Source organism: Streptomyces sp. NPDC017246 (assembly GCF_044331325.1).
Lineage (GTDB): Bacteria > Actinomycetota > Actinomycetes > Streptomycetales > Streptomycetaceae > Streptomyces.
The window spans coordinates 243,587-265,578 of the sequence record NZ_JBIRMW010000004.1 but is presented as its reverse complement, the minus strand read 5'-3'; the positions used below and the strand labels follow the sequence as shown (position 1 = coordinate 265,578).

Below are 21,992 nucleotides of genomic sequence, written 5' to 3'. Positions count from 1 at the left end.
CTCGCCACGCCGTCGGCGCCTGTGCCGTCACCGCCAGCCACGCACCCCCAGGGAAAGGCCACTTCGTACGATGTTTGACGTCGAGCCGTCGGACCGGAACACCACCTCCGGCCTCCCCGTCACCGGCGGGCAATCCGGCATCTGGCTGGCCCAGCAGATCGAACCGGACAGCTCCGCCTACAACATCGTGTTCGCGCTGCATCTCCGCGGCGCCGTCGACCTCGCACGCCTCACCGCCTCCGTCCGCCGGGCCGTCGAAGAGGCCGAGTGCCTGCACGTCACGGTCGCCCCCGGCGCCGACGGACCCCGCCAGACCTCCCGTACCGCCCCCGTCGTCGTCACCGTCGTCGACCTGCGCGCCGCCGAGGACCCCGAGGAGGCCGCCGCCGCGTGGATGGCCGCCGACCGAGAGCGGCCCGTCGACCTCACCCACGACACCCTCTTCGCCCACGCCCTGCTGCGGCTCGCCGACGACCAGGTCCTCTGGGCCCAGCGCTACCACCACATCGTGGCGGACGGCATGGCCGTCGCCCTCATCACCCGCCGCGCCGGCGCGTACTACACCGCCGCCGAGGAGGTACCCGCGCTCCGCGACGGGTCCCTCGCCGACCTCGTCGCCGCCGACCGCGCCTACCGCACCTCCGAACGGCACGCCGCCGACCGCGCCTGGTGGCTGGAGCGGCTGGCCGGCCGTACCGAGCCCGTACGGCTCGTCGACCGGGCCGCCACCTCCATGACCCGACGGCTGCGCCGCACCACCGAACTGCCCCCGGAGACCGTCGAGCGACTGGACACCGCCGCCGCGACCACGGGCGTCCGAACGTCCCGGCTCCTGCTCGCCGCCGTCGCCGCCTACCTGCACCGCGTCAGCGGCGAGCAGGACCTCGTCCTCGGCCTGCCCGTCGCCGCCCGCGACGACGAGGTCTCCGCCCGCGTCCCCGGCATGGTGTCCAACATCGTCCCGCTGCGCCTCGACGTCCGCCCCGGCACCACCGGAGCCGCCCTCGTCGACCAGGTGCGCGCGAGCGTCGCCGACGCCGTCGCCCACGGGCGGTACCGCGCCGAGGACCTCGCCAGGGAACTCGGCCTCGTCGACGGCGTACCGGAACTCGTCGGCCCCACCGTCAACGTACTGCCCCGCTCCGCGGACCTGGACTTCGGCGGCCACGCGACCGAACTGCGGCCCGTCTGGCTCGGCCCGGTCAGCGACCTCGCGTTCAGCTTCGCCGAGGGCGCGGGCGGCCGGGGCTACGCCGTCCACCTCGACGCGGACGCCGACGCCTGCGACGAGGCCGCCCTCGCCGGCCACGAGCGCCGCTTCCTCGCGCTCCTCGACGCCTTCGCCGACGACCTCGACCGCCCCGTCGGCCGGATCGAGCTGACCACCGACAGCGAACGGGTACTCCTTCTGGAGGAGTTCGGCACCTCCCCCCGGCAGTCGCCGGAGCTGTCCTGGCCCGCCGCCTTCGAGGCCCAGGTCGGCCGCACCCCCGACTCCGTCGCCCTGGTCTGCGAGGACCGCGAGCTGACGTACGCCGAGCTCGACGAGGCCGCCGACCGGCTCGCCCGGCTGCTCCGTACCCGGGGCGTCGGCGCCGAGGACGTGGTGGGTGTGGCTCTGCCCCGCTCGCCCGAACTGGTCGTGGCGCTCCTCGCCGTGATGAAGGCGGGCGCCGCCTACCTGCCCCTCGACGCCGACCACCCGCAGGACCGCATCGCCTACATGCTGTCCGACGCCGGTGCCCGCACCGTCGTCACCGACCGCGAACTCGCCGGGGAACTCCCCGAGCTGGAGGGCGTCGGGCACCTGCTTCTCGACGACCCCGCCACCGTCGAGGCCCTCGACGGGCCCGCCGGCCTCGACCCGGCGCCGCCGGTCGCGCTCGACCAGGCGGCGTACGTCATCTACACCTCGGGTTCGACGGGCCGCCCCAAGGGCGTCGTCGTCTCGCACGACGGCGTCGGCAGCCTCGTCGCCACCGCCACCGACCGGATCGGCATCACCGCCGGGAGCCGCGTCGTGCAGTTCGCCTCCGTCGGCTTCGACGTGACGGTCTGGGACCTGATCATGTCGCTCTGCGTCGGCGGACGGATCATCGTCGTCCCTGCCGAGCGCCGTGTCGCGGGCCCCGCGCTCACCGAGTACATCGCGCGCCACCGCGCCACCCACATGATCCTGCCGCCCTCACTCGTCTCCGCGCTGCCGCAGGAGTGCGAACTCCCCGAGGGCGCCGTGCTGATCGTCGGCACCGAGGCCGTCCCCAGCGAGCTGATCGCCCGCTGGGGCGGCAGGCTCCGGGTCGTCGTCGCCTACGGCCTCACCGAGGCCACGGTCAACTCCACCCTCTGGCTCGCCGACCCCGACCGTCCCGGCCCCGCCCCCATCGGCGAGCCCGACCCCAACACCCGCGCCTACGTCCTCGACGCGGCGCTGCGGCCCGTCCCCGTCGGCACGGAGGGCGAGCTGTACGTCTCCGGCCGCGGCCTCGCACGCGGCTACCTGGGCCGCCACGCGCTGACCTCGGAGCGGTTCGTCGCCGACCCGTACGGAGAGCCCGGAACCCGGATGTACCGCACCGGCGACCGGGTCCGCTGGGGCGCCGACGGCAACCTGGAGTTCCTCGGCCGCGCCGACGGCCAGATCAAGATCCGCGGCCACCGCGTGGAGCCCGGCGAGGTCGAGAGCGCCTTCATGGCCTGCGAGGGCATCGCCCAGGCCGCCGTCCTCGCACGCGAGGACCACCGGGGAGTCAAGCGCCTCGTCGCCTATCTGGTCCCCGAGGCCGAGAGCGCCGACGCCGGCGCGGACACCGAGGCGGCGGTGACGGCCGCACGGGCGCGCGTGACCGACGCCCTGCCCGACCACATGGTGCCGTCCGCCGTCGTCGTCCTCGACGGCCCGCTCCCGCTCACCCCGAACGGCAAGCTCGACGCCAAGGCCCTGCCCGAACCCCGCTGGACCTCCCTGACCGGCACCGACACCCCGAGCACCCCGGCGGAGACGGCTCTCGCCGCCCTGTTCGCCGACGTCCTCGGCCTGCCGGCCGTGGGTGTCCACGACAGCTTCTTCGAACTCGGCGGCGACAGCATCGTCGCCATCCAGCTGGTCAACCGCGCCCGCGAGGCCGGTCTCGCGCTCACCCCGCGCGACGTGTTCCGCGGCAGGACCGTCTCCGCCCTCGCCAGGACCGCGGGGGAGACCGTGGCCGCAGCCGCCCACCGGGAGGTGGCGCTCGACGCGGACGCCCTGCCCGTCTCCCCGCTCCAGGAAGGTTTCTTCTTCCACGCGGAGTACGACCGGCAGGCCGCCGACCTCTACATCGTCCAGGAGCTCCTCGACCTGGGCGGACCGGTCGACCCCGACCGCCTCCGCTCCGCGCTCCAGCTCCTCCTCGACCGGCATCCGCTGCTGCGCGCCTCCTTCCGCCAGCTCCCCGGCGGCCAGGTCGTCCAGCGGCTCGCGGACCGGGTCACCCTCCCGTGGCGGGAGGCCGACGCCACCGTCACGGGCCCGGACGCCATCCTCCGCGCCGACCGCGCCGAACCGTTCGACCTCGACCGGCCGCCGCTCCTGCGCGCCACCCTCGTCAAGGACGGCCGGCGCCACCGGCTGCTCCTCACCCTGCACCACATCGTCGCCGACGGCTGGTCGGTCGGGGTGCTCCTGAGGGAGCTGACCGAGGCCTACCGGGGCGCCGAACTGCCCGCGCCCGTGGCCCCGGAGCCGTACCTCTCCTGGCTCGCCGGCCGCGACCGGGACGCCGCCCGTGAGGCGTGGCGCCGGGCGCTCGCCGGAGTGGAGGGCCCGACCCGGCTCCCCGCGCTCGCCGCCCCGGGCGGCGCCGGCACCCCCACCCGCCCCGAGCACGTCGACACACGCCTCCCGCGCGACCTCACCGACGCGCTGGCCACCTACGCCAGGACCCGGGGCCTGACCCTCGGCAGTGTCCTGCACGGCACCTGGGGACTGCTCCTGGGCGGCCTCACCGGAGGCCGGGACGTCGTCTTCGGCACCACCGTGTCCGGCCGGACCACCGAGGTCGCCGGACTCGACTCCGCCGTCGGCCTCTTCATCAACACCGTCCCGGCCCGGGTCACCCTCCGCCCCGAGGAGACCCTCACCGAGCTGCTCCGCCGCGTCCAGGACGAGCACTCCGCCCTCCTCGACCACCAGCACCTCGGCCTCGCCGACATCCAGCGCGTCGCCGGCGGCGGCGAACTCTTCGACACCCTCGTGGTGTTCGAGAACTTCCCGAGCGGCGGCCAGGGCGGAGACGCGCCGCTCGTCACCGGCGCCGAGGTCCTCGACGCCGTGCACTACCCGCTCGCACTCGTCGTCGAGCCCGCCGAGGCCGGCCTGCTGCTCCGCTTCAAGCACGACGCCGCCCGCCTCGACCAGGTCGCGGTGGCCGTCCTCGCCAACCGGTTCACGGCCCTGCTGCGGACCGTGGCCGCCGACCCCGACCGCCTCGTCGCCCGCACCGGCCTGCTGTCCACCCGCGAGCGCGAACACCTCACGGAACTCAACGCCACCGCGCACCCGGTCCCCGAGGCCACCCTCGCCTCGCTCTTCGCCGCCCGGGCGGCCCGCACCCCGCAGGCCCCCGCCGTCGTCTTCGACGGCACCACCCTCAGCTACGCCGAACTCGACCGGCGGGCCGAGGCCCTGGCCCGGCGGCTCCGCGCCCGCGGCGCGGGTCCCGAGCGGTACGTGGCCGTCGCGGTCCCGCGCTCGGCCGAACTGATGGTCGCGCTCCTCGGCGTCCACAAGGCGGGCGCCGCCTACCTGCCCGTGGATCTCGACTACCCCGCCGACCGGGTGGCGTTCATGCTCGCCGACTCGGGTGCGCGTCTCGTCGTGACGACCGCCGAGGCCGCCGGACGGCTCCCGGCCGTGTCCGGCCTCGAACACCTCGTCATCGGCGCGGGGGAGCCCCGGGAGACCCCCGCCGACAGCCCCGTACGGGCCGCCGGCCCCGACCACCCCGCGTACCTCATCTACACCTCGGGCTCCACCGGCCGCCCCAAGGGCGTCGCCGTCACCCACCGGGCCGTCGTCAACCGGCTCGCCTGGATGCAGGGCGCGTACGGACTCACCGCCGACGACCGGGTCCTCCAGAAGACCCCGTCCAGCTTCGATGTGTCGGTGTGGGAGTTCTTCTGGGCCCTCACCGAGGGCGCCACCGTCGTCCTCGCCCGCCCCGACGGCCACCGCGACCCCGAGTACCTGGCCGGCCTCATCGCCGAACAGGCCGTCACCACCACCCACTTCGTGCCCTCGATGCTGGCCGCTTTCGTCCGGGTCATGGAAGCCGCCCCGGACGCCCCCGACTGGGCGGCGAGCCTGCGCCGGGTGTTCTGCAGCGGCGAGGCGCTCACCGGAGCCGACGCCCGGCGCTGGTGGGAGCTGACCTCACGCTCCGGCCGCACCGCCGTACCGCTGCACAACCTGTACGGCCCCACCGAGGCGGCCGTCGACGTCACCTTCTTCCCCTACGAGGGAGGCACCGAACCGGCGGTCCCGATCGGCCGGCCCGTGTGGAACACCCGGCTGCACGTCCTGGACCCGTTCCTGCGCCCGGTGCCGGACGGCGTGCCCGGCGAGCTGTACCTCGCCGGCGTCCAGCTGGCCCGCGGCTACCACGACCGCCCCGGCCTCACCTCCGACCGGTTCGTCGCCGACCCGTTCGGCGCACCGGGGGAGCGGATGTACCGCACCGGCGACCTGGTGCGCCGCCGCGCCGACGGAGCCGTCGCATACCTCGGCCGCACCGACCGCCAGGTCAAGATCAGGGGCAACCGCGTCGAGCTGGGCGAGATCGAGACCGCCCTCGCCGCACTGCCCGGCGTGGCCCGCGCGGCCGTGACCGTCCGCGACGGCGCCCTCGTCGGCTACGCCGTCCCCACGGCCGGTGCCGCGCCCGTCTCCGAGGCCCTGCACACGGCGCTCACCGAGGCGCTCCCGGCCGCGATGGTGCCGAGCGCCGTCGTCGTCCTCGCCGAACTGCCGCTGACGCCCAGCGGGAAGCTCGACCAGAACGCCCTGCCCGCGCCCGAGGCCGCCCCCCGGACCGGCGGCCGCGCCCCCCGCGACGACCGCGAGCGCGCCCTCCGCGAGATCTTCGCCGAGGTCCTCGGCGTCCCCGGAACGGGCGTCGACGACGACTTCTTCATGCTCGGCGGCGACAGCCTCAGCTCGATCACCGTCGCCACCCGCGCGCGGGACAAGGGGCTGACGCTCAGCCCCCGCGATGTGTTCGAGCACCGCACCCCGGCCGCCCTCGCCGCCGCGGCCGCCCACAGGGACGCCGCGGCACCCCGGACCCCCGACTCGCCCGACACCACCGAGGTACCCGTGCACTCAGACGGTGTGACCGTCTCCGCCTCCGACGCCGGACAGGCCGCAGCCGCCCTCCAGGCCGTTCTGGCGCTCCAGCAGCAGTCCGGCGCCGCCGTCGACCCCGCTCTGCGCGCCCTCCTCGACCAGCTTGCCGCCGCCGCCCCGGCCGCCCCGGAGCCCCAGGCCCCCGCGCCCCTGGGCGGACCGGAGCTCACCGCCGAGGAGACCGCGCGCGTGCACGCCGTCGCCGGGCTCCCCGTCGCGGACGTCTGGCCGCTCTCCCCGCTCCAGGAGGGCATGTACTTCCACGCCACCTACGACGCGGGCGACGCCCTCGACGTCTACCAGTCCCAGGAGACCCTGGACCTCGACCGCCGGATCGACGCCGACCGGCTCCGCGCCGCCTGCCGGACCCTCCTGGACCGCAACACCGGACTGCGCGCCGGATTCACCAGCGACGGCCTGCCCCGTCCCGTCCAGTTCATCGTGGACGGCGCCGAGTTCCCGCTCGTCGAGGCCGACCTCTCCGGCCTGCCCGCCGAGGAACAGCGGACCCGCACCGAGGAACTCCTCGCCGCCGACCGCAGGCAGCGCTTCGACCTGTCCGCCGCGCCGCTCTGCCGCCTGCTCCTCATCCGCCTCGGCGACGGCCGCGACCGGCTCGTCGTCACCCACCACCTCATCCTCTGGGACGGCTGGTCCGCCTGGCTCTTCCTGGAAGAGCTGTTCACCCTGTACGAGCGGAACGGCGACCCCACCGGTCTGGAGCAGCCCGGCTCCTACCGCGACCACCTGGCCTGGCTGGAGGCGCAGGACACCACCCTTGCCCTCGACGCCTGGCGCGGGGCGCTCTCCGGATTCGACGAGCCGACCCTGCTCGCCCCCTCCGGACGCGACACCGGCCCCGTCATACCCGTGGACTTCGACGCCCTCCTCACCCAGGAGACCGGCGAGCGGCTGCGGACCGCCGCCCGCAGGCACGGACTCACCCTGAACACCGTCCTCAACGCGGCCTGGGCCCTGGTCCTCTCGGCCATGACGGGCCGGGGCGACGTCGCCTTCGGCACGGCCGTCGCCGGACGCCCGGCGGACGTCCCGAACGTCGCCGGCATCATCGGCATGTTCCTCAACACGATCCCCGCCCGCGTCGCCTTCGCCCCCGACGAGCCCCTGCTCGACCTGCTGCGCCGCATGCAGTCCGAGCGCGCCGCCGTCATGCCGTACGAGTACGTCGGCCTCGGCACCCTCCAGCAGGAGTCCGGCCACCGCCGGCTCTTCGACACCCTCTTCGTGCTCCGCTCGGCCGACGGCGAGGACCGGGCCGCCGCCCTCCGCGAGCGCCACGGCATCACCGACGTGTCGAACGTGGACGGCACCCACTTCCCGCTCACGCTGATCGTCACCCCCGGAGCGCGGCTGCGGGTCACCCTGGCCGCCCGGCCCGACCTCTTCGACGCGGAGGCCGCCACCGCGATCCTCGCCCGCTTCACCACGGTCCTCGACCGCCTCGGCGAGACCCTCGCCGGGCCGGCCGCCGCGTCCGCCCGCACCGTCGGCGTCGACCTGCTGCTCGCGGACGAGCACGCCGGCCTGGCCACCGGCCGGGAGGCCGGCCGTGAGCCGGTGCCGGACGAGACCGTCGCCGACATGCTCACCGCCCAGGTCGCCCGTACCCCCGACGCCGTCGCGCTGGTCTTCGGCGAGCGCGCCCTCACCTACGCCGAACTCGACGCGCAGGTCAACCGGCTCGCCCGGCTGCTGCTCGCCCGGAGCGCCGGGCCCGAGAAGGTCGTGGCACTCGCCCTGCCCCGGTCCATCGAGATGGTCGCCGCGCTCTTCGCCGTCCTGCGGACCGGCGCCGCCTACCTGCCGCTCGACCTCGACCACCCGGCCGACCGGCTGCGGCTCATGGCCGAGGACACCGGACCGCTCTGCCTGGTGTCCACCACCGCCGTCGCCCCGACGCTCCGGCGCGAGGACGGCCCCGTCGCCCTCGAAGTCCTCCTCGACGACGAGGCCGTGACCGCCGAGCTGGCCGCGCTGTCCGGCGACGGGATCACCTACGCCGAGCGGCCCGCGTTCGCCCACGGGGTGCCGGACCGCCTGGAGCACCCCGCGTACGTCATCTACACCTCCGGCTCCACGGGCCGCCCGAAGGGCGTCGTCACCCCCTACCGGGGCCTGACGAACATGCAGCTCAACCACCAGAAGGAGATCTTCGACCCGGCCATCGCCTCGGTCGGCGGGCGACGCCTCCGCATCGCGCACACCGTGTCCTTCGCCTTCGACATGTCGTGGGAGGAGCTGCTCTGGCTCGTCGAGGGCCACGAGGTCCACGTCTGCGACGAGGAACTCCGCCGCGACGCCGAAGCCCTGGTCGCCTACTGCGACGAACACCGCGTCGACGTGGTCAACGTGACGCCCACCTACGCCCAGCTGCTCATCGAGGAGGGCCTCCTCGACCAGGACGAGACCGCGGGCAGGCACCGCCCCGCGCTCGTCCTGCTCGGCGGCGAGGCCGTCTCCGACACGGTCTGGACGCAACTGCGCCGCACCGAAGGCACGTACGGGTACAACCTCTACGGCCCGACCGAGTACACGATCAACACCCTCGGCGGCTCCACCACCGAGAGCGCGACACCCACCGTCGGCCGGCCCATCCGCAACACCCGCGCCCATGTCCTCGACGCGATGCTGCGCCCCGTTCCCCCGGGCTGCCCCGGCGAGCTGTACATCGCCGGCACCGGCCTGGCCCGCGGCTACCACGACCGGGCCGCGCTGACCGCCGAACGGTTCGTCGCCGACCCCTTCGGCGAGCCCGGCGAGCGCATGTACCGCACGGGCGACCTCGTACGGCAGCGCCCCGACGGCCTCCTCGACTTCCTCGGCCGCACCGACGACCAGGTCAAGATCCGCGGCTACCGCATCGAACTCGGCGAGATCTCCACCGCCCTGTCCGACCATCCCGCGGTCGCCCACGCCGCCGTGGTCGTCCACGAGACCGCCGGCACCAAGCGCCTCGTCGGCTACTTCGTCCCCGAACAGGGGACCCCCGGCGGCGAGGAGGACGACAGCCTCGTCCAGCGGCTGCGCGAGCACCTCAAGACCGGCCTGCCCGACTACATGGTCCCGTCCGCCCTGGTCCCCGTCACGACCCTGCCGCTGACCGTCAACGGCAAGCTGGACGTCAAGGCCCTTCCCGCCCCCGACCTCACCGGCACGGGCACGAGCCGCGCGCCGCGCACCCCGCGGGAGGAGACCCTGTGCGGTCTCTTCGCGGAGGTCCTCGGCCTCGCCGAGGGCGCCGTCGGCATCGACAGCGACTTCTTCGAGCTCGGCGGACACTCGCTCCTCGCCACCCGGCTCATCAGCCGGGCCCGCACCGCGCTCGACGCCGAGCTCGCGATCCGCGACCTGTTCGAGGCACCCACCGTCGCCGAGCTCGTCGAGCGCGCGGCCGCCTCGCGCGGCGCCGCCCGCCCGGCGCTCGTCGCCACCGAGCGCCCCGACGAACTGCCGCTCTCGCACGCCCAGCAGCGCCTGTGGGTCATCCAGCAGATCGAATGCACCTCGGCCGCGTACAACTTCCCGCTCGTCATGCGGCTGAACGGCACCTTCGACCGCGAGGCGTGGCGCGCCGCCCTCGCCGACGTCACCGACCGTCACGAGGCGCTGCGCACGCTCTTCGCCGAGCGCGACGGCCAGGCGTACCAGCGGATCCTGCCGGCCGGCTCGGCCGCCCCGGCCGTGGAACACCTGCGCGCCACCGAGGACGAGATCCGCGGCATCGTGGACGCCGCCGTCCGGCGGCCCTTCGACCTCGCCGCCGAACTCCCGATCCGCGCCACGGTCGTGGAGGTGGCGCCCGACGAGCACGTCGTCGTGCTGCTGCTCCACCACATCACCACCGACGAGTGGTCCGACCGCCCCTTCCTGCGCGACCTGACCACCGCGTACACGGCCCGCCTCGGCGGCGCCGCACCCGACTGGGAGCCGCTGCCCGTCCAGTACGCCGACTACGCCCTCTGGCAGCAGAAGCTGCTGGGCGACCCGTCCGACGCCGACAGCCTCGCCGCCCGGCAGCTGGAGCACTGGCGGACGACCCTGGCCGGAGCCCCCGAGGAACTGGAGCTGCCCACCGACCGCCCGCGGCCCGCCCGCCCCGCGTTCACCGGCTCCGAACTCGACATCACCTTCGACCGCACCGTCCACGAGGGGCTGCGGAGGCTCGCCCGCGACACCGGCGCCAGCATGTTCATGGTCGTGCACGCGGCCGTGGCCGCCCTGCTGCACCGCCTCGGCGCCGGCACCGACATCCCGCTCGGCGCGCCCATCGCGGGCCGCGGCGACGAGGCCCTGGACGAGCTGGTCGGCTTCTTCGTCAACACCCTGGTGCTCCGCACCGACCTCGGCGGGGACCCCAGCTTCACCGAACTCCTCCGCCGGGTCCGGGAGACCGACCTCGCCGCCTTCTCCCACGCGGACGTGCCCTTCGAGGCGGTCGTGGAGAAGCTCAACCCGACCCGCTCCCTCTCCCGGAACCCGCTGTTCCAGGTGATGGTCGGCCACCACGCCCGGACGGACGACGCACTGCGCCTGCCCGGGCTCCGGGCCGGCTACCTGCCGCACCGGACGGGCACCGCCAAGTTCGACCTCGTGTTCAGCTTCACCGAGCACACCTCGGCCGACGGCGCCGCCGACTCCCTCGGGTGCCGCCTCGAGTTCGCCACCGAGCTCTTCGACCACGAGACCGCCGCACACATCGGCGACCGCCTCCGCCGACTCGTGGGGACGCTCGTCGAGGCCCCCGACCAGCCGCTGTCCCAGGCACGGATCCTCACCGACGAGGAGCGGAGTCTCGTCCTCGACGGCTTCAACGGCCTGCCCCGCGAGGTCGACGAGGAGACCCTGACGGCGCTCTTCGCCCGATGGGTGGCCGAGCGCCCCGACGCGGTCGCCGTCGTCGAGCGCTCCCGCTCGGTGACGTACGCCCAGCTCGACGCCCGTGCCAACCGCCTCGCCCGGCTGCTCGCCGCCCGCGGCGTCGGCGCCGAGAGCGTCGTCGGCGTGGCCGTGCCGCGCTCGGTGGACATGATCGCCACGGTGGTCGCCGCCCTGAAGCTGGGCGCCGCGTTCCTGCCGCTCGACCTGGTCCACCCCGGCGACCGGCTCAGCTACATGATCGAGAACTCCGGCGCCGCCGTCGTGGTCGGCACCGAGCCCGTCGCCGGGAAGATCCCGGACGTCGCCGGCGTCCCGGTGGTGCTCCTCGACGCCCCCGACACCGCCGCCGCACTGGCCGCCCTGCCGGAGACCCCGCCGGCCGCCGGCCCGGCCGGTCTCGACCAGGCCGCGTACGTGATCTACACCTCCGGCTCGACCGGCCGCCCCAAGGGCGTCGTCGTCCCGCACGAGGGCGTCACCAGCCTCGTCGCCACCGCCGTCGACCGGATGGGACTGGAACACGACAGCCGGGTCCTCCAGTTCGCGTCCATCGGCTTCGACGTCTTCGCCTTCGAACTGGCCATGGCGCTCTGTCACGGCGGACGGCTCGTCCTCATCACCGACGAGGCCCGGGTCGCCGGACCCGCCCTCACCGACTTCCTCGCGGACCAGCGGATCACCCATATGATCCTGCCGCCGTCGCTGGTGTCGGCCCTGCCCGCCGGCTGCACCCTGCCCGAGGGCTCCACCGTCCTCGTCGGCACCGAGACCGTGCCGCCGGACCTCTTCGAGCGCTTCGGTGCCACCGCGAACCTGATCTGCGCGTACGGACTCACCGAGGCGACCGTCAACTCGACGCTCTGGCCGGCCCGTGAACACGGCGGCCGTGCCACCGGCCGGGTGCCGATCGGCCGCCCCGACCCCAACACCCGCTGCTACGTCCTCGACGAGCACCTGCGGCCCGTCCCGCCCGGCGTGATCGGCGAGCTGTACGTGGCCGGGCGCGGCCTCGCCCGCGGCTACCTCGGGCAGGCCGGGCTCAGCTCGCAGCGGTTCGTCGCCGACCCGTACGGCGCACCCGGCAGCCGGATGTACCGCACCGGCGACCGGGCCCGCTGGCGCGCCGACGGAAACCTCGACTTCCTCGGCCGGGTCGACACCCAGGTGAAGATCCGCGGCTTCCGCATCGAGCTCGGCGAGATCGAGGCCGCCCTCGCGGGCCACCCGTCGGTCGCCCAGGCCGCCGTCCTGCCCGACCGCGACGGCGACATCGTCCGCCTCGTCGGCTACGCCGTCCCCGAGCCGGGCACCGGCCTCGACCTCGACCTCGACCCGCGGGAACTGCGCGCCCATGTCGCCGCGCTGCTCCCCGAGTACATGGTCCCCGCGCTCGTCGTCCCGCTGGACGGCCCGCTGCCGCTCACCCCGAACGGCAAGCTGGACCACAAGGCACTGCCCGCGCCCGACTGGTCGGCCATGACCGGCGACGCCCGGCCCGCGACCGGGACACAGGCGCGGATCGCCGAACTCTTCTGCGAGATCCTCAAGCTCGACGGCGTGGGCGTGCACGACAGCTTCTTCGCCCTCGGCGGCCACTCCATGGCCTCGATGCGGCTCCTCGGCCGCATCCGCGCCGAGTTCGGCGTCGAGCTGAGCATCCGCGACGTCTTCGACGCGCTGACCGTCGCGGGCATCGCCGGGAAGCTGGAGGGCGCGAGCGCCGCCCGGCCGGCCCTGCGCCCGGTCGAGCCCGGCGCCGCCGACGGAACCGGACCCGGGACCTTCGACGGTACGGACGGCCCGGTGGCGCCCGTACAGCAGTGGCAGTGGCAGGCGTACCTGCGGAGCCCCGGCTTCGACCACGCCCTCGTGCTGCGCTCTCCCGGCGGACTCGACGCCGAGGCCCTCGCCGCCGCCCTCGACGATGTGACCGCCCGCCACGAACCCCTCCGCACCGCCTTCACCGAAGCCGGGGGCAGCCTGAGCCGACGGGCCGTCGCGGCCCCGGCGCTGGCCGTGGAGCAGTGCGCGGACCTGGACACCCGACTGGCCGAGCTGGCCGCCGGAGCACCGGACCTGGAGCAGGAGGCCCCGCTGCGGGCCCGGCTGCTCACCGACGCCGACGGCGCCCAGGCGGTCCTGCTCACCCTCCACTACCTCGCCGTCGACGAGTGGTCGGTGGTCCCGCTCTTCCGCGACCTCACCACGGCGTACGGCGCGCGGACGGCGGGCGGGGCACCTGAGTGGACACCGCTCCCGGTCGGCTACGGCGACTACACCCGCTGGGCGCGCGAGGTCCTCGGCGACCCCGCGGATCCGGACAGCCGGAGCGGTCGGCAGCTGGCGTACTGGCGGGCGACCCTCAAGGACGCGCCGCGCGAGCTCGCCCTGCCGACGGAGGTTCACACCTCCGGGGCCCGCCCCGCGGGCCGACAGGCGGCCGGAGTCGTCGAGTTCGTCCTCGACGAGCGGCTGCACGCGGACGTCGACCGGCTCGCACAGGCTACCGGCACCAGCATGTTCATGGTGCTGCACGCGGCCCTCGCGGCCCTGCTCACCGGCCACGGCGCCGGCACCGACCTGCCGATCGGCACGATGGTCGCGGGGCGCACCGACGACCAGCTCGCCGACCTCGTCGGATGCTTCTTCAACACGGTCGTGCTGCGCACCGACACGGCCGGCGACCCGACCTTCGCGGAACTGCTGACCCGCGTACGGGAGACCACCCTCGGCGCCCTCGACCGGCAGGACGTCCCCTTCGACGAGGTCGGCCGGACGGCCGGCCTGCGGCCCGAGGGCCCCCAGGTCATGGTGATCCACCACGAGCAGGCGGACCTGGAACGTCTGCAGGGCGGCGTCGGCGACCTCGTGGCCGTTCCGACCGGCTCGACGAGGGCGGAACTGACCCTCAGCTTCTACGAACCCCGTGGCGAGGGGCCCGTGCACTGCGGGCTGATCCACGCGACCGAACGCCTCGGCACGGCGAAGGCCCACCGGCTCGCCGAGGAACTCCAGACCCTGCTGCGCACCGTGACAGCCGACTCCGAACAGCCCCTGTCCCAGCTGTTCGGCGTGACACACAAGAGGAGTGAGAACGCATGAGCACCAACCCGTTCGAGGACCCGCGGGGCCGTTTCCTGGTTCTGGTCAACGACGAGAACCAGCACTCGCTGTGGCCCTCCTTCGCCGAGGTCCCCGCCGGATGGCGGTCCGTCTTCGGCGAGGACACCCGCGAGGGCTGCCTGGCCTACGTGGAGTCCCACTGGACGGACCTGCGCCCGGCGAGCCTCGCCGCCCTCCAGGACTGACCGCCCGGCACCGGCCCGGCACCGACCGCCGCCCGCGAGGGGAACTCCCCTCGCGGGCGGCGGTGTGTCCGGGGGCGGTCCCCGCCGGCGGTTCGCGGAGGCGGCCCGTGGCGGTGGGCCGTGCCGGTGGCCCTGTGCCGACGGCCCGTGTCGATGACCTGCACCGACGGTCCCTCCCGGTGGCCCCGCGCAGACACGGTCCGACGGCTCCGTGCCGACACGGTCCGACGGCTCCGGCCGGCGCCGGGGAGGACTCGGGCGGCCTGTCCGGCGCGCGGCCTGTCGCGGACAGCGGAAGGGGGCGGCACGACAGGGTGTCGTGCCGCCCCCGTCCCGCGAGGCCCGGAGGTCGCGGGGGAGACCTCAGCCGATCCGCGAGACCGGGACGTCCGAGCCGGCCGTCGGCCGCGGCAGCTTCTCGCCGGGCTCTCGGCGGCTGTCGGACCACGCGGCCCACAGATCGGCGTACCGGCCGCCCGCCGCCACCAGCTCCTCGTGGGTGCCGGTCTCGACGACCCGGCCCTGGTCGAGGACGACCACCCGGTCGGCGGCGGCCGCCTGCGGCAGCCGGTGCGCGACGACGAGACCCGTGCGGCCCTCCAGCGCACGCTCCGCCGCGTCCTCCAGGACGCGTGCGCCGGCGCTGCCGGCGTCGGCGGTGGCCTCGTCGAGGATCGCGATCGGAGGGTCCGCCAGCACGAGCCGGGCCAGGGCGAGATGCTGCGCCTGGGTCACCGTCAGCCGGTGTCCGCCCTCGCCCACGACCGTGGTCAGGCCCTCCGGCAGGGCCAGTGCCCACTCCAGGGCGCCGACGCGGTCCAGTGCCGCGTGCAGCGCCTCGTCGTCGGCCTCCGGCCGGGCGAGGCGCAGGTCGTCGGCGAGGGTGCCGGCGAAGACGTGCACCTCCTGGCTGATGAGCGCGACCGCGCGTCGGACCCCGGCCGGGCCGAGCTCCGCGGCGTCGACCCCGCCGAGCGCGATCGAGCCCCCGGTGGGGCTGTGGACGCCGGCGACGAGCTTGGCCAGGGTGGTCTTGCCGGCCCCGCTCGCCCCCACCAGGGCCACCCGTTCCCCGCCGCGGACACGGAGGTCGACCTGGTGCAGGACCGGGGCCCCGGAGCCGTACGCGTGGCTGAGCGCGGACACCTCGACCGAGCCGTCCACGAGGGTGTGGTGCCCGCTCGGCGCCCGCTCGGCGGGGAGGCCGGAGACGCCGACCAGCCGGGCGAAGCTCGCCCCCGCCGACTGGGCGTCGTCGAGGAGGAACAGCGTCGCGTTGATCGGGTTGAAGAGGCTGTGGAAGTACAGTGCGGCAGCCGTGGCCGTACCGATGCTGACCGAGCCGCGGTCGACCAGGACGAACCCGGTGCCGAGCATCGCGGCGAGTCCGATGAACTCGGCGAGGTTGAGCCGGGAGAAGAAGCCGGTGACGATGTGGATGCCGCGCAGGCCGAGGTCGCGGGCGGCCGCGGAGCGCTTCTCCAGCAGGTCCGTGTGGGTTCCGTTCAGCCGGAAGGCCCGTACGGTCCGGACGCCGCCGACGCTGTCGAGCAGCTGGTGCTGCAACGCGCCGGTGGCGACGCGGTGTTCGCCGTACACGGGGGCGGCCCGGCGCAGGTACCAGCGCACCGAGAGCGCCTGGACCGGCGCCGCGATCAGCGCCGCGAGCAGGAAACGCCAGTCGAGCACGGCGAGTCCGACGAAGGTGAGCAGGATCGTCAGGGCGGAACGGCTGAACTCGGGCAGGGCCTGGCGCACCGACTTCCCGATCACGGACACGTCGCTGGTGACCCGGGAGACGAGGTCGCCCGAGCCGGCGGCCTCGACACGGTCGAGCGGCAGCCGGAGCGCCCGCTCGATGAACTGCTCCCGCAGCGTGGCGAGTACGGTCTCGCCGAGCCGGGCGACCAGGGTGCTGCCGACGGCCGCGGCCGCGCCGCGCGCCACCGCGACGACGACGAGCAGGACCAGCGGCAGGGTGAGGGCGGACGCGCCCCGGTGCTCCACCACGAGGTCGACGATGTGTCCGAGCAGGGGAGCGGTCAGCAGCCCGATGGCGGTTCCGGCGACGAGGACGGCGAACGCGGCCACGGCGAGGAGCCGGTGGCCGTGCAGCATGCCGCGGAGCGCGGTGAGCGACTCGGCGCCGGTGGCGGTCGGCAGGAGGACCCGGTCCGGGCTGGTTCCGCTCATGGTCTGTTCCGTCTCCCCCGTGGCCGTCTCCCTCGTACGTCCTTCGTTCCTCGGTGCCGGGCTGTCCTTCGGCGCCGGGCTCTCGGTCCTCGTCTCGTCCGCGAGCGTCATGCGAGCACCGCCGCACGGTACGTCGCGTCGGTGGCGAGCAGTTCGGTGTGGTGCCCCGCGGCCCGTACGGCGCCGTCCTCCAGGACCACCACCCGGTCGGTCACGGCGAGGAGCGCGGGGCTCGTGGTGACGAGGACGGTGGTGCGGTCGCGGCGGATCTCGCGCAGCCGGGCGGCGATCCGCGACTCGGTGACGGTGTCCACCGCGGTGGTCGGGTCGTGGAGGACGAGCACCGGCCGGTCGGCGGCGAGTGCGCGGGCGAGCGCCACGCGCTGGCGCTGGCCGCCGGAGAGGGAGCGGCCGCGTTCGGCGAGCAGGGTGTCCCCGCCGTCCGGCAGGAGCCGGGCGACGTCGTCGGCGGCCGAGGCCTCCAGGGCGCGGTCGACCGCGGCGGGGTCGTCGCCGTCGGCCCCGGCCCGTACGTTGTCGAGGAGCGTGCTCTCGAACAGGTCGGCGTCGTGGTGGGCGACCAGGACCGCCCGGCGCAGCGCGTCGGGGTCGAGCGAGGTCAGCGGTGTGCCGTCGAGCTCGATCGCTCCCTCGGCGGGGTCCGCCTCGCGGGCGAGGCAGACGAGGAGGTCGTTGGCGGCGGCGGGGTCCCGGGCGACGACCCCGGTCAGGCTGCCGGCCGGCAGGTCGAGATCCATGCCGCGCAGCGTGCCGTGTGTGACGCCGCGCAGGGCGAGACGTCCGGCGGCCCGGTCGGCGGGCAGGTCGTGGCCGGCCTCGACGGTGACCGGCGAGGCGAGCACCTCGGCGATCCGCTTGGCCGACGCCCGTCCCTGGGCGAGCTCGGCGTTCACGTAGGTCAGCAGCTGGAAGGGGCCGAGGAGGAACTGCGCCAGGCCGACGGCGGCCACCAAATCGCCGACGCTGATGCTGCCGTCCATGGCGAGATAGGCACCCACCACGCCGATGACGGCGATGAAGACGCCGGTCAGCGCGAGGATCGCGCCCTCGTGCCCGGCCCGGCTGCGGGCGGCCCGCAGCGCGGCGGACAGGGAGCCCTGGCTGGTGGTGCGGTAGCGGGCCACGGCCGCCGACTCGGCGCCCATGCCCTTGAGGACGCGGAGCCCCGAGACGAGGTCGGCGGCGACGCCGGAGGCGTGCGCGGCGCGCTCCTGTTCGGTCTCGCTGCGGCGTTCGAGCGGCCGGCTGATGCGGTGGCCGAGCCACAGCAGCGGCGGGATGCCGAGCAGGACGAGCAGGCCGAGGGGGACGGAGATCCGCAGGAGGGCGATCGCGCTGATGACGAGGGCGGCGACCGCCGACACCCCGTAGGAGATGACGGTGGCGACCGAGCCCACGCGGCGGGCGTCGTTGGTGGCGATGCTGGTCAGCGCGCCGGGGAGCCGGTTGGCGTCGGCGCCGCCCCGGGGGTCGAGGACCCGTGCGGCCAGGTCGAGGCGCAGCTTGTGCGCGGCGAGTTCGCCGGTGCCTTCCCCGATCCGGGCGCTGGTGCGGTAGCAGGTCGACAGGACCAGGAAGAGGACCGCGAGGACGATCAGCAGCCGCAGCAGTGCCTCGGAGGAGCCGGTCGCCACCGCCGTGTCGATGGTGGCGCCGATGACCACCGGCACGAGGGCCTCGCAGCCCTGGTGGGTCATGCCGAGCAGTGATGCCGCGATGATGCGGCGGCGTTGTCCTCTGATCGTCTGGCGGAGGACAAGTCCCCCCGTCGGTCCGCCCGTTGACATGAGACTCCTTCACGGAGGTCGATGATTGGTTAGGTAAGCCTACTCTGACTTGACGGCAGGGTGGTGCGGTCCGCCGGGAGTGCCGGCGCGGTCCGCTCCGGGGTGGCCGACGGGTGCCGTCCGGCGCGTTGACCGCTCGACACGCTTCGGTTAGCCTCACCTAAGTCGTGATCCGTCGGTCCGTGCGCCGTGGGGCTCTCGCCGTACATCTGGACCACCGCCAGGGGGAGTTGTCGTTGTCCGTCGAATCCCGGGTGGTGTCGGGACAGCAGACCGAGGAACACTCCGCGGAGAAGGGCGACGATCCCGCCCCGCCGCCACGAACGAGCCGCGCCGGGACCGCGTACCGGGGACTGGGCCTGCTCCTCGGCCTCGCCGCCCTCGTCCTCGTCGGACTCCTCAGCATCTGGGTGGGCACCCGGGGCATCCCCTTCACCGCCACCTGGAACGTCCTGTGGCACCCGGACGGTTCGGAGACCTCGGTGATCATCCACGACTACCGCATCCCCCGGACACTCCTCGGACTCCTCGTCGGCACGGCGCTCGGCCTGGCCGGTGCCCTGATGCAGGCCCTGACGCGCAACCCGCTCGCCGACCCCGGCATGCTCGGCGTCAATCTGGGCGCCTCCGCCGGTGTGGTGATCGCCATCGCCTTCTTCGGCGTCGCGGCGCCGCTCGGCTATGTGTGGTTCGCCCTCGCGGGCGCCGCCGCCGCGTCCGTCGGCGTCTTCCTGCTCGGCTCCTCCGGGCGGAAACTCGCCTCCCCCGAGCGGCTCGTCGTCGCCGGCGCCGCCGTGACCGCCGTGCTGTACGCCTTCAACTGGGCGATCCTGCTGCTCAACCCGAGGGCCTTCGACCAGTTCCGCTTCTGGACCGTCGGCTCCCTCGCCGGCCGCTACTACGACATCGTCCTGATGGCCCTCCCGTTCATCGCCGTCGGCCTCCTCGTCGCCCTCGTCCTCGCCCCCTCCCTCAACGCCCTGGCCATGGGCGACCAGATGGGCCGGGCCCTCGGGGTGCACGTCGGCCGGACCCGCGCGCTCGGCGCCGTCGCCGTGATGCTCCTCTGCGGAGCCGCCACCGCCGCCGCCGGACCGATCGGCTTCGTGGGCCTCGCCGTGCCGCACATCGCCCGCTTCGTCGTCGGCCCCGACCAGCGGTGGGTGTTCGCGTACTCGATGCTGATCGCCCCCGTCCTGCTCATCGGCTCGGACATCCTGGGCCGGGTGCTCGGCGCCCCCGGCGAGGTACAGGTCGGCATCGTCATGGCGTTCGTCGGAGCCCCGCTGTTCATCGCCCTGTGCCGTCGCCGAAAGCTGGTCATGCTGTGACCGCCGTACGGGAGGCGAAGGCCTCCGCGCCCGATCCGGCACCCGTGCCCGGAACCGCGACCACCCCGGGTCGCCCCCGCGTCATCAGCGGCCGGGTCGTCCGCACCCGGTCCGGGGGCGTCTCCCTGCGCGTCCAGGGCCGGACCCTCGCCGTCACCGTCGCCCTCCTGGCCGCACTCGTCGCCGTCGCGGGCGTCACCCTGACCACCGGGGACTTCGACCTGTCCGTCGGGGAGGTCCTCCGGGCGCTCACCGGCGAGGGATCCGGCATCGCCGACTTCGTCGTCAACACCCTGCGCATGCCGCGTCTCGTGACCGCGCTGTGCGTCGGCGCGGCCCTCGCCGTGAGCGGGGCCATCCTGCAGAGCATCACGGGCAACCCCCTGGGCAGCCCCGACATCATCGGCTTCACCAACGGTTCCGCCGTGGGCGCGCTGGTCGTCATCGTCGTGCTGCACGGCAGCATGACGCAGATCGCGCTCGGCGCCCTGGCCGGCGGCCTCGCCACCGCCCTCGCCGTCCATCTCCTCATGCTCGGCCGAGGAATCCAGGGTTTCCGGCTGGTCGTCGTCGGCATCGGGGTCAGCGCCCTGCTCCTCGCCGTCAACTCGTACCTGATCACCCGCGCGACCTTCCAGGAAGCCCTGGAGGCGCAGTCCTGGCTGATCGGCAGCCTGGGCAACCGCCTCTGGACGCACGCCACCGCGATCGGCGTCGCCGTCGCCGTACTGCTGCCCCTCGCCTTCTTCCTCTCCCGCCGCCTCTCCATGGTGGAGATGGGCGACACCACCGCGACGGCCCTCGGCGTCGACGTGTCGCGCACCCGCACCGTGCTCCTCGTGATCAGTGTCGCCCTGGCCGCGTTCGCCACGGCCGTGACCGGCCCCATCTGGTTCATCGCCCTGGCAGCGCCCCAGGTGGCCCGCAAGATCACCGGATCGTCCGGCCCCGCACTGCTGCCGTCCGCCCTCATGGGCGCGGTCATGCTCGCCCTGAGCGACCTCGCCGTGCAGCGCCTCTTCGCCCCCGCGCTCCTCCCGGTGGGTACCGCGACCGGCTGCGTCGGCGGGCTCTACCTCATCTGGCTACTGGTCACCGAGTCGCGAAAGAGCCGCGCATGACAGCAACGAACCGACCCGACTCCCGCCTGCGCGCCGAGGGCCTCACGCTCTCCTACGACCAGCGGACGGTGGCGACCGACCTCACCGTCGGCATCCCCGACCACTCCTTCACGGTGATCGTCGGGCCCAACGCCTGCGGCAAGTCCACCCTGCTCACCGCCCTCGCCCGGATGCTCAAGCCGCGCGCCGGACAGGTCTACCTCGACGGCGCCGCCATCGCCTCGTACCGCTCCCGCGAGGTCGCCCGCCGGCTCGGGCTGCTCCCGCAGACCTCGACCGCGCCCGGCGGCATCACGGTGGGCGACCTCGTGGCCCGCGGCCGCTACCCCCACCAGGGCATCCTGAAGCAGTGGTCCGCGGAGGACGAGACCGCCGTCGTCGACGCCATGCGGCAGACCGGAGTCCTGGACCTCGCCGACCGGCCCGTCGACGATCTGTCCGGCGGCCAGCGCCAGCGCGTCTGGCTCTCCATGGTCCTCGCCCAGCAGACCTCGATCCTGCTGCTCGACGAACCGACCACCTACCTCGACATCGCCCACCAGGTCGAGGTCCTCGACCTGTGCGCCGAACTCCACGCCCACCAGGGCCACACGGTCGTCGCGGTCCTGCACGACCTCAACCAGGCCTGCCGCTACGCCACCCACCTCATCGTCATGCGTCCCGGCGGCGTCATCGCGGCCGAGGGCGATCCCAGGACGGTCATGACGGCGGAGCTCGTGGAGGACGTCTTCGGGCTGCCCTGCCGGATCATCCCCGACCCCGAGACGGGGACGCCGCTGATGGTGCCCGCGGCACCCAGGTGGTACGCCCCCGCCGACGCGACGAGCCGTACCGACGCGGGGAAGGAACCGGCCGAAGCGTCCGATCACGACATCGCGATGGCCAGGACCTCCTGACGCCGCAGGGACCGACGCCGGGGGTCGACACCGAGACCGGCGGCGCCATCG

The 21,992-nt window shown here is 74.5% G+C and carries 7 protein-coding genes; 5 read left to right on the top strand and 2 right to left on the bottom strand.

Going from position 1 to position 21,992, the window contains the following annotated elements:
- Positions 1-70: 70 nt before the first annotated feature.
- Together ACH4MY_RS11875 and ACH4MY_RS11870 are read left to right on the top strand one after the other, a co-directional pair.
- Positions 71-14,386, top strand: a complete 14,316-nt coding sequence (locus tag ACH4MY_RS11875; protein WP_398001085.1) for an amino acid adenylation domain-containing protein — start codon at positions 71-73, stop codon at positions 14,384-14,386.
- Entirely contained in the window at positions 14,383-14,592 is a 210-nt protein-coding gene (locus ACH4MY_RS11870; protein WP_398001083.1) for an MbtH family protein, read from the top strand. The genes ACH4MY_RS11875 and ACH4MY_RS11870 overlap by 4 nt, the downstream gene beginning before the upstream one ends.
- 363 nt (positions 14,593-14,955) lie before the next feature.
- Here ACH4MY_RS11870 and ACH4MY_RS11865 read toward each other — a convergent pair whose 3' ends face one another.
- Positions 14,956-16,785, bottom strand: a complete 1,830-nt coding sequence (locus ACH4MY_RS11865; protein ID WP_398001080.1) for an ABC transporter ATP-binding protein — start codon at positions 16,783-16,785, stop codon at positions 14,956-14,958.
- A gap of 107 nt (positions 16,786-16,892) precedes the next feature.
- Entirely contained in the window at positions 16,893-18,593 is a 1,701-nt protein-coding gene (locus tag ACH4MY_RS11860) for an ABC transporter ATP-binding protein (protein WP_398001077.1), read from the bottom strand.
- A 257-nt stretch (positions 18,594-18,850) separates the two neighbouring features.
- Between ACH4MY_RS11860 and ACH4MY_RS11855 the strand changes: the two genes are divergently transcribed.
- From ACH4MY_RS11855 to ACH4MY_RS11845, 3 genes are read left to right on the top strand one after another with little or no spacing between them, the layout of a single operon-like run.
- A complete protein-coding gene (locus ACH4MY_RS11855; protein WP_398001669.1) occupies positions 18,851-19,924 on the top strand; it encodes a FecCD family ABC transporter permease in 1,074 nt (357 codons plus the stop codon).
- Positions 19,921-21,045: a FecCD family ABC transporter permease gene (locus tag ACH4MY_RS11850; protein ID WP_398001074.1), complete on the top strand. Its 1,125-nt coding sequence runs from the start codon at positions 19,921-19,923 to the stop codon at positions 21,043-21,045. The genes ACH4MY_RS11855 and ACH4MY_RS11850 overlap by 4 nt, the downstream gene beginning before the upstream one ends.
- Positions 21,042-21,941, top strand: coding sequence for an ABC transporter ATP-binding protein (locus ACH4MY_RS11845; protein ID WP_398001072.1), 900 nt, complete (start codon positions 21,042-21,044; stop codon positions 21,939-21,941). The genes ACH4MY_RS11850 and ACH4MY_RS11845 overlap by 4 nt, the downstream gene beginning before the upstream one ends.
- Positions 21,942-21,992 lie beyond the last annotated feature (51 nt).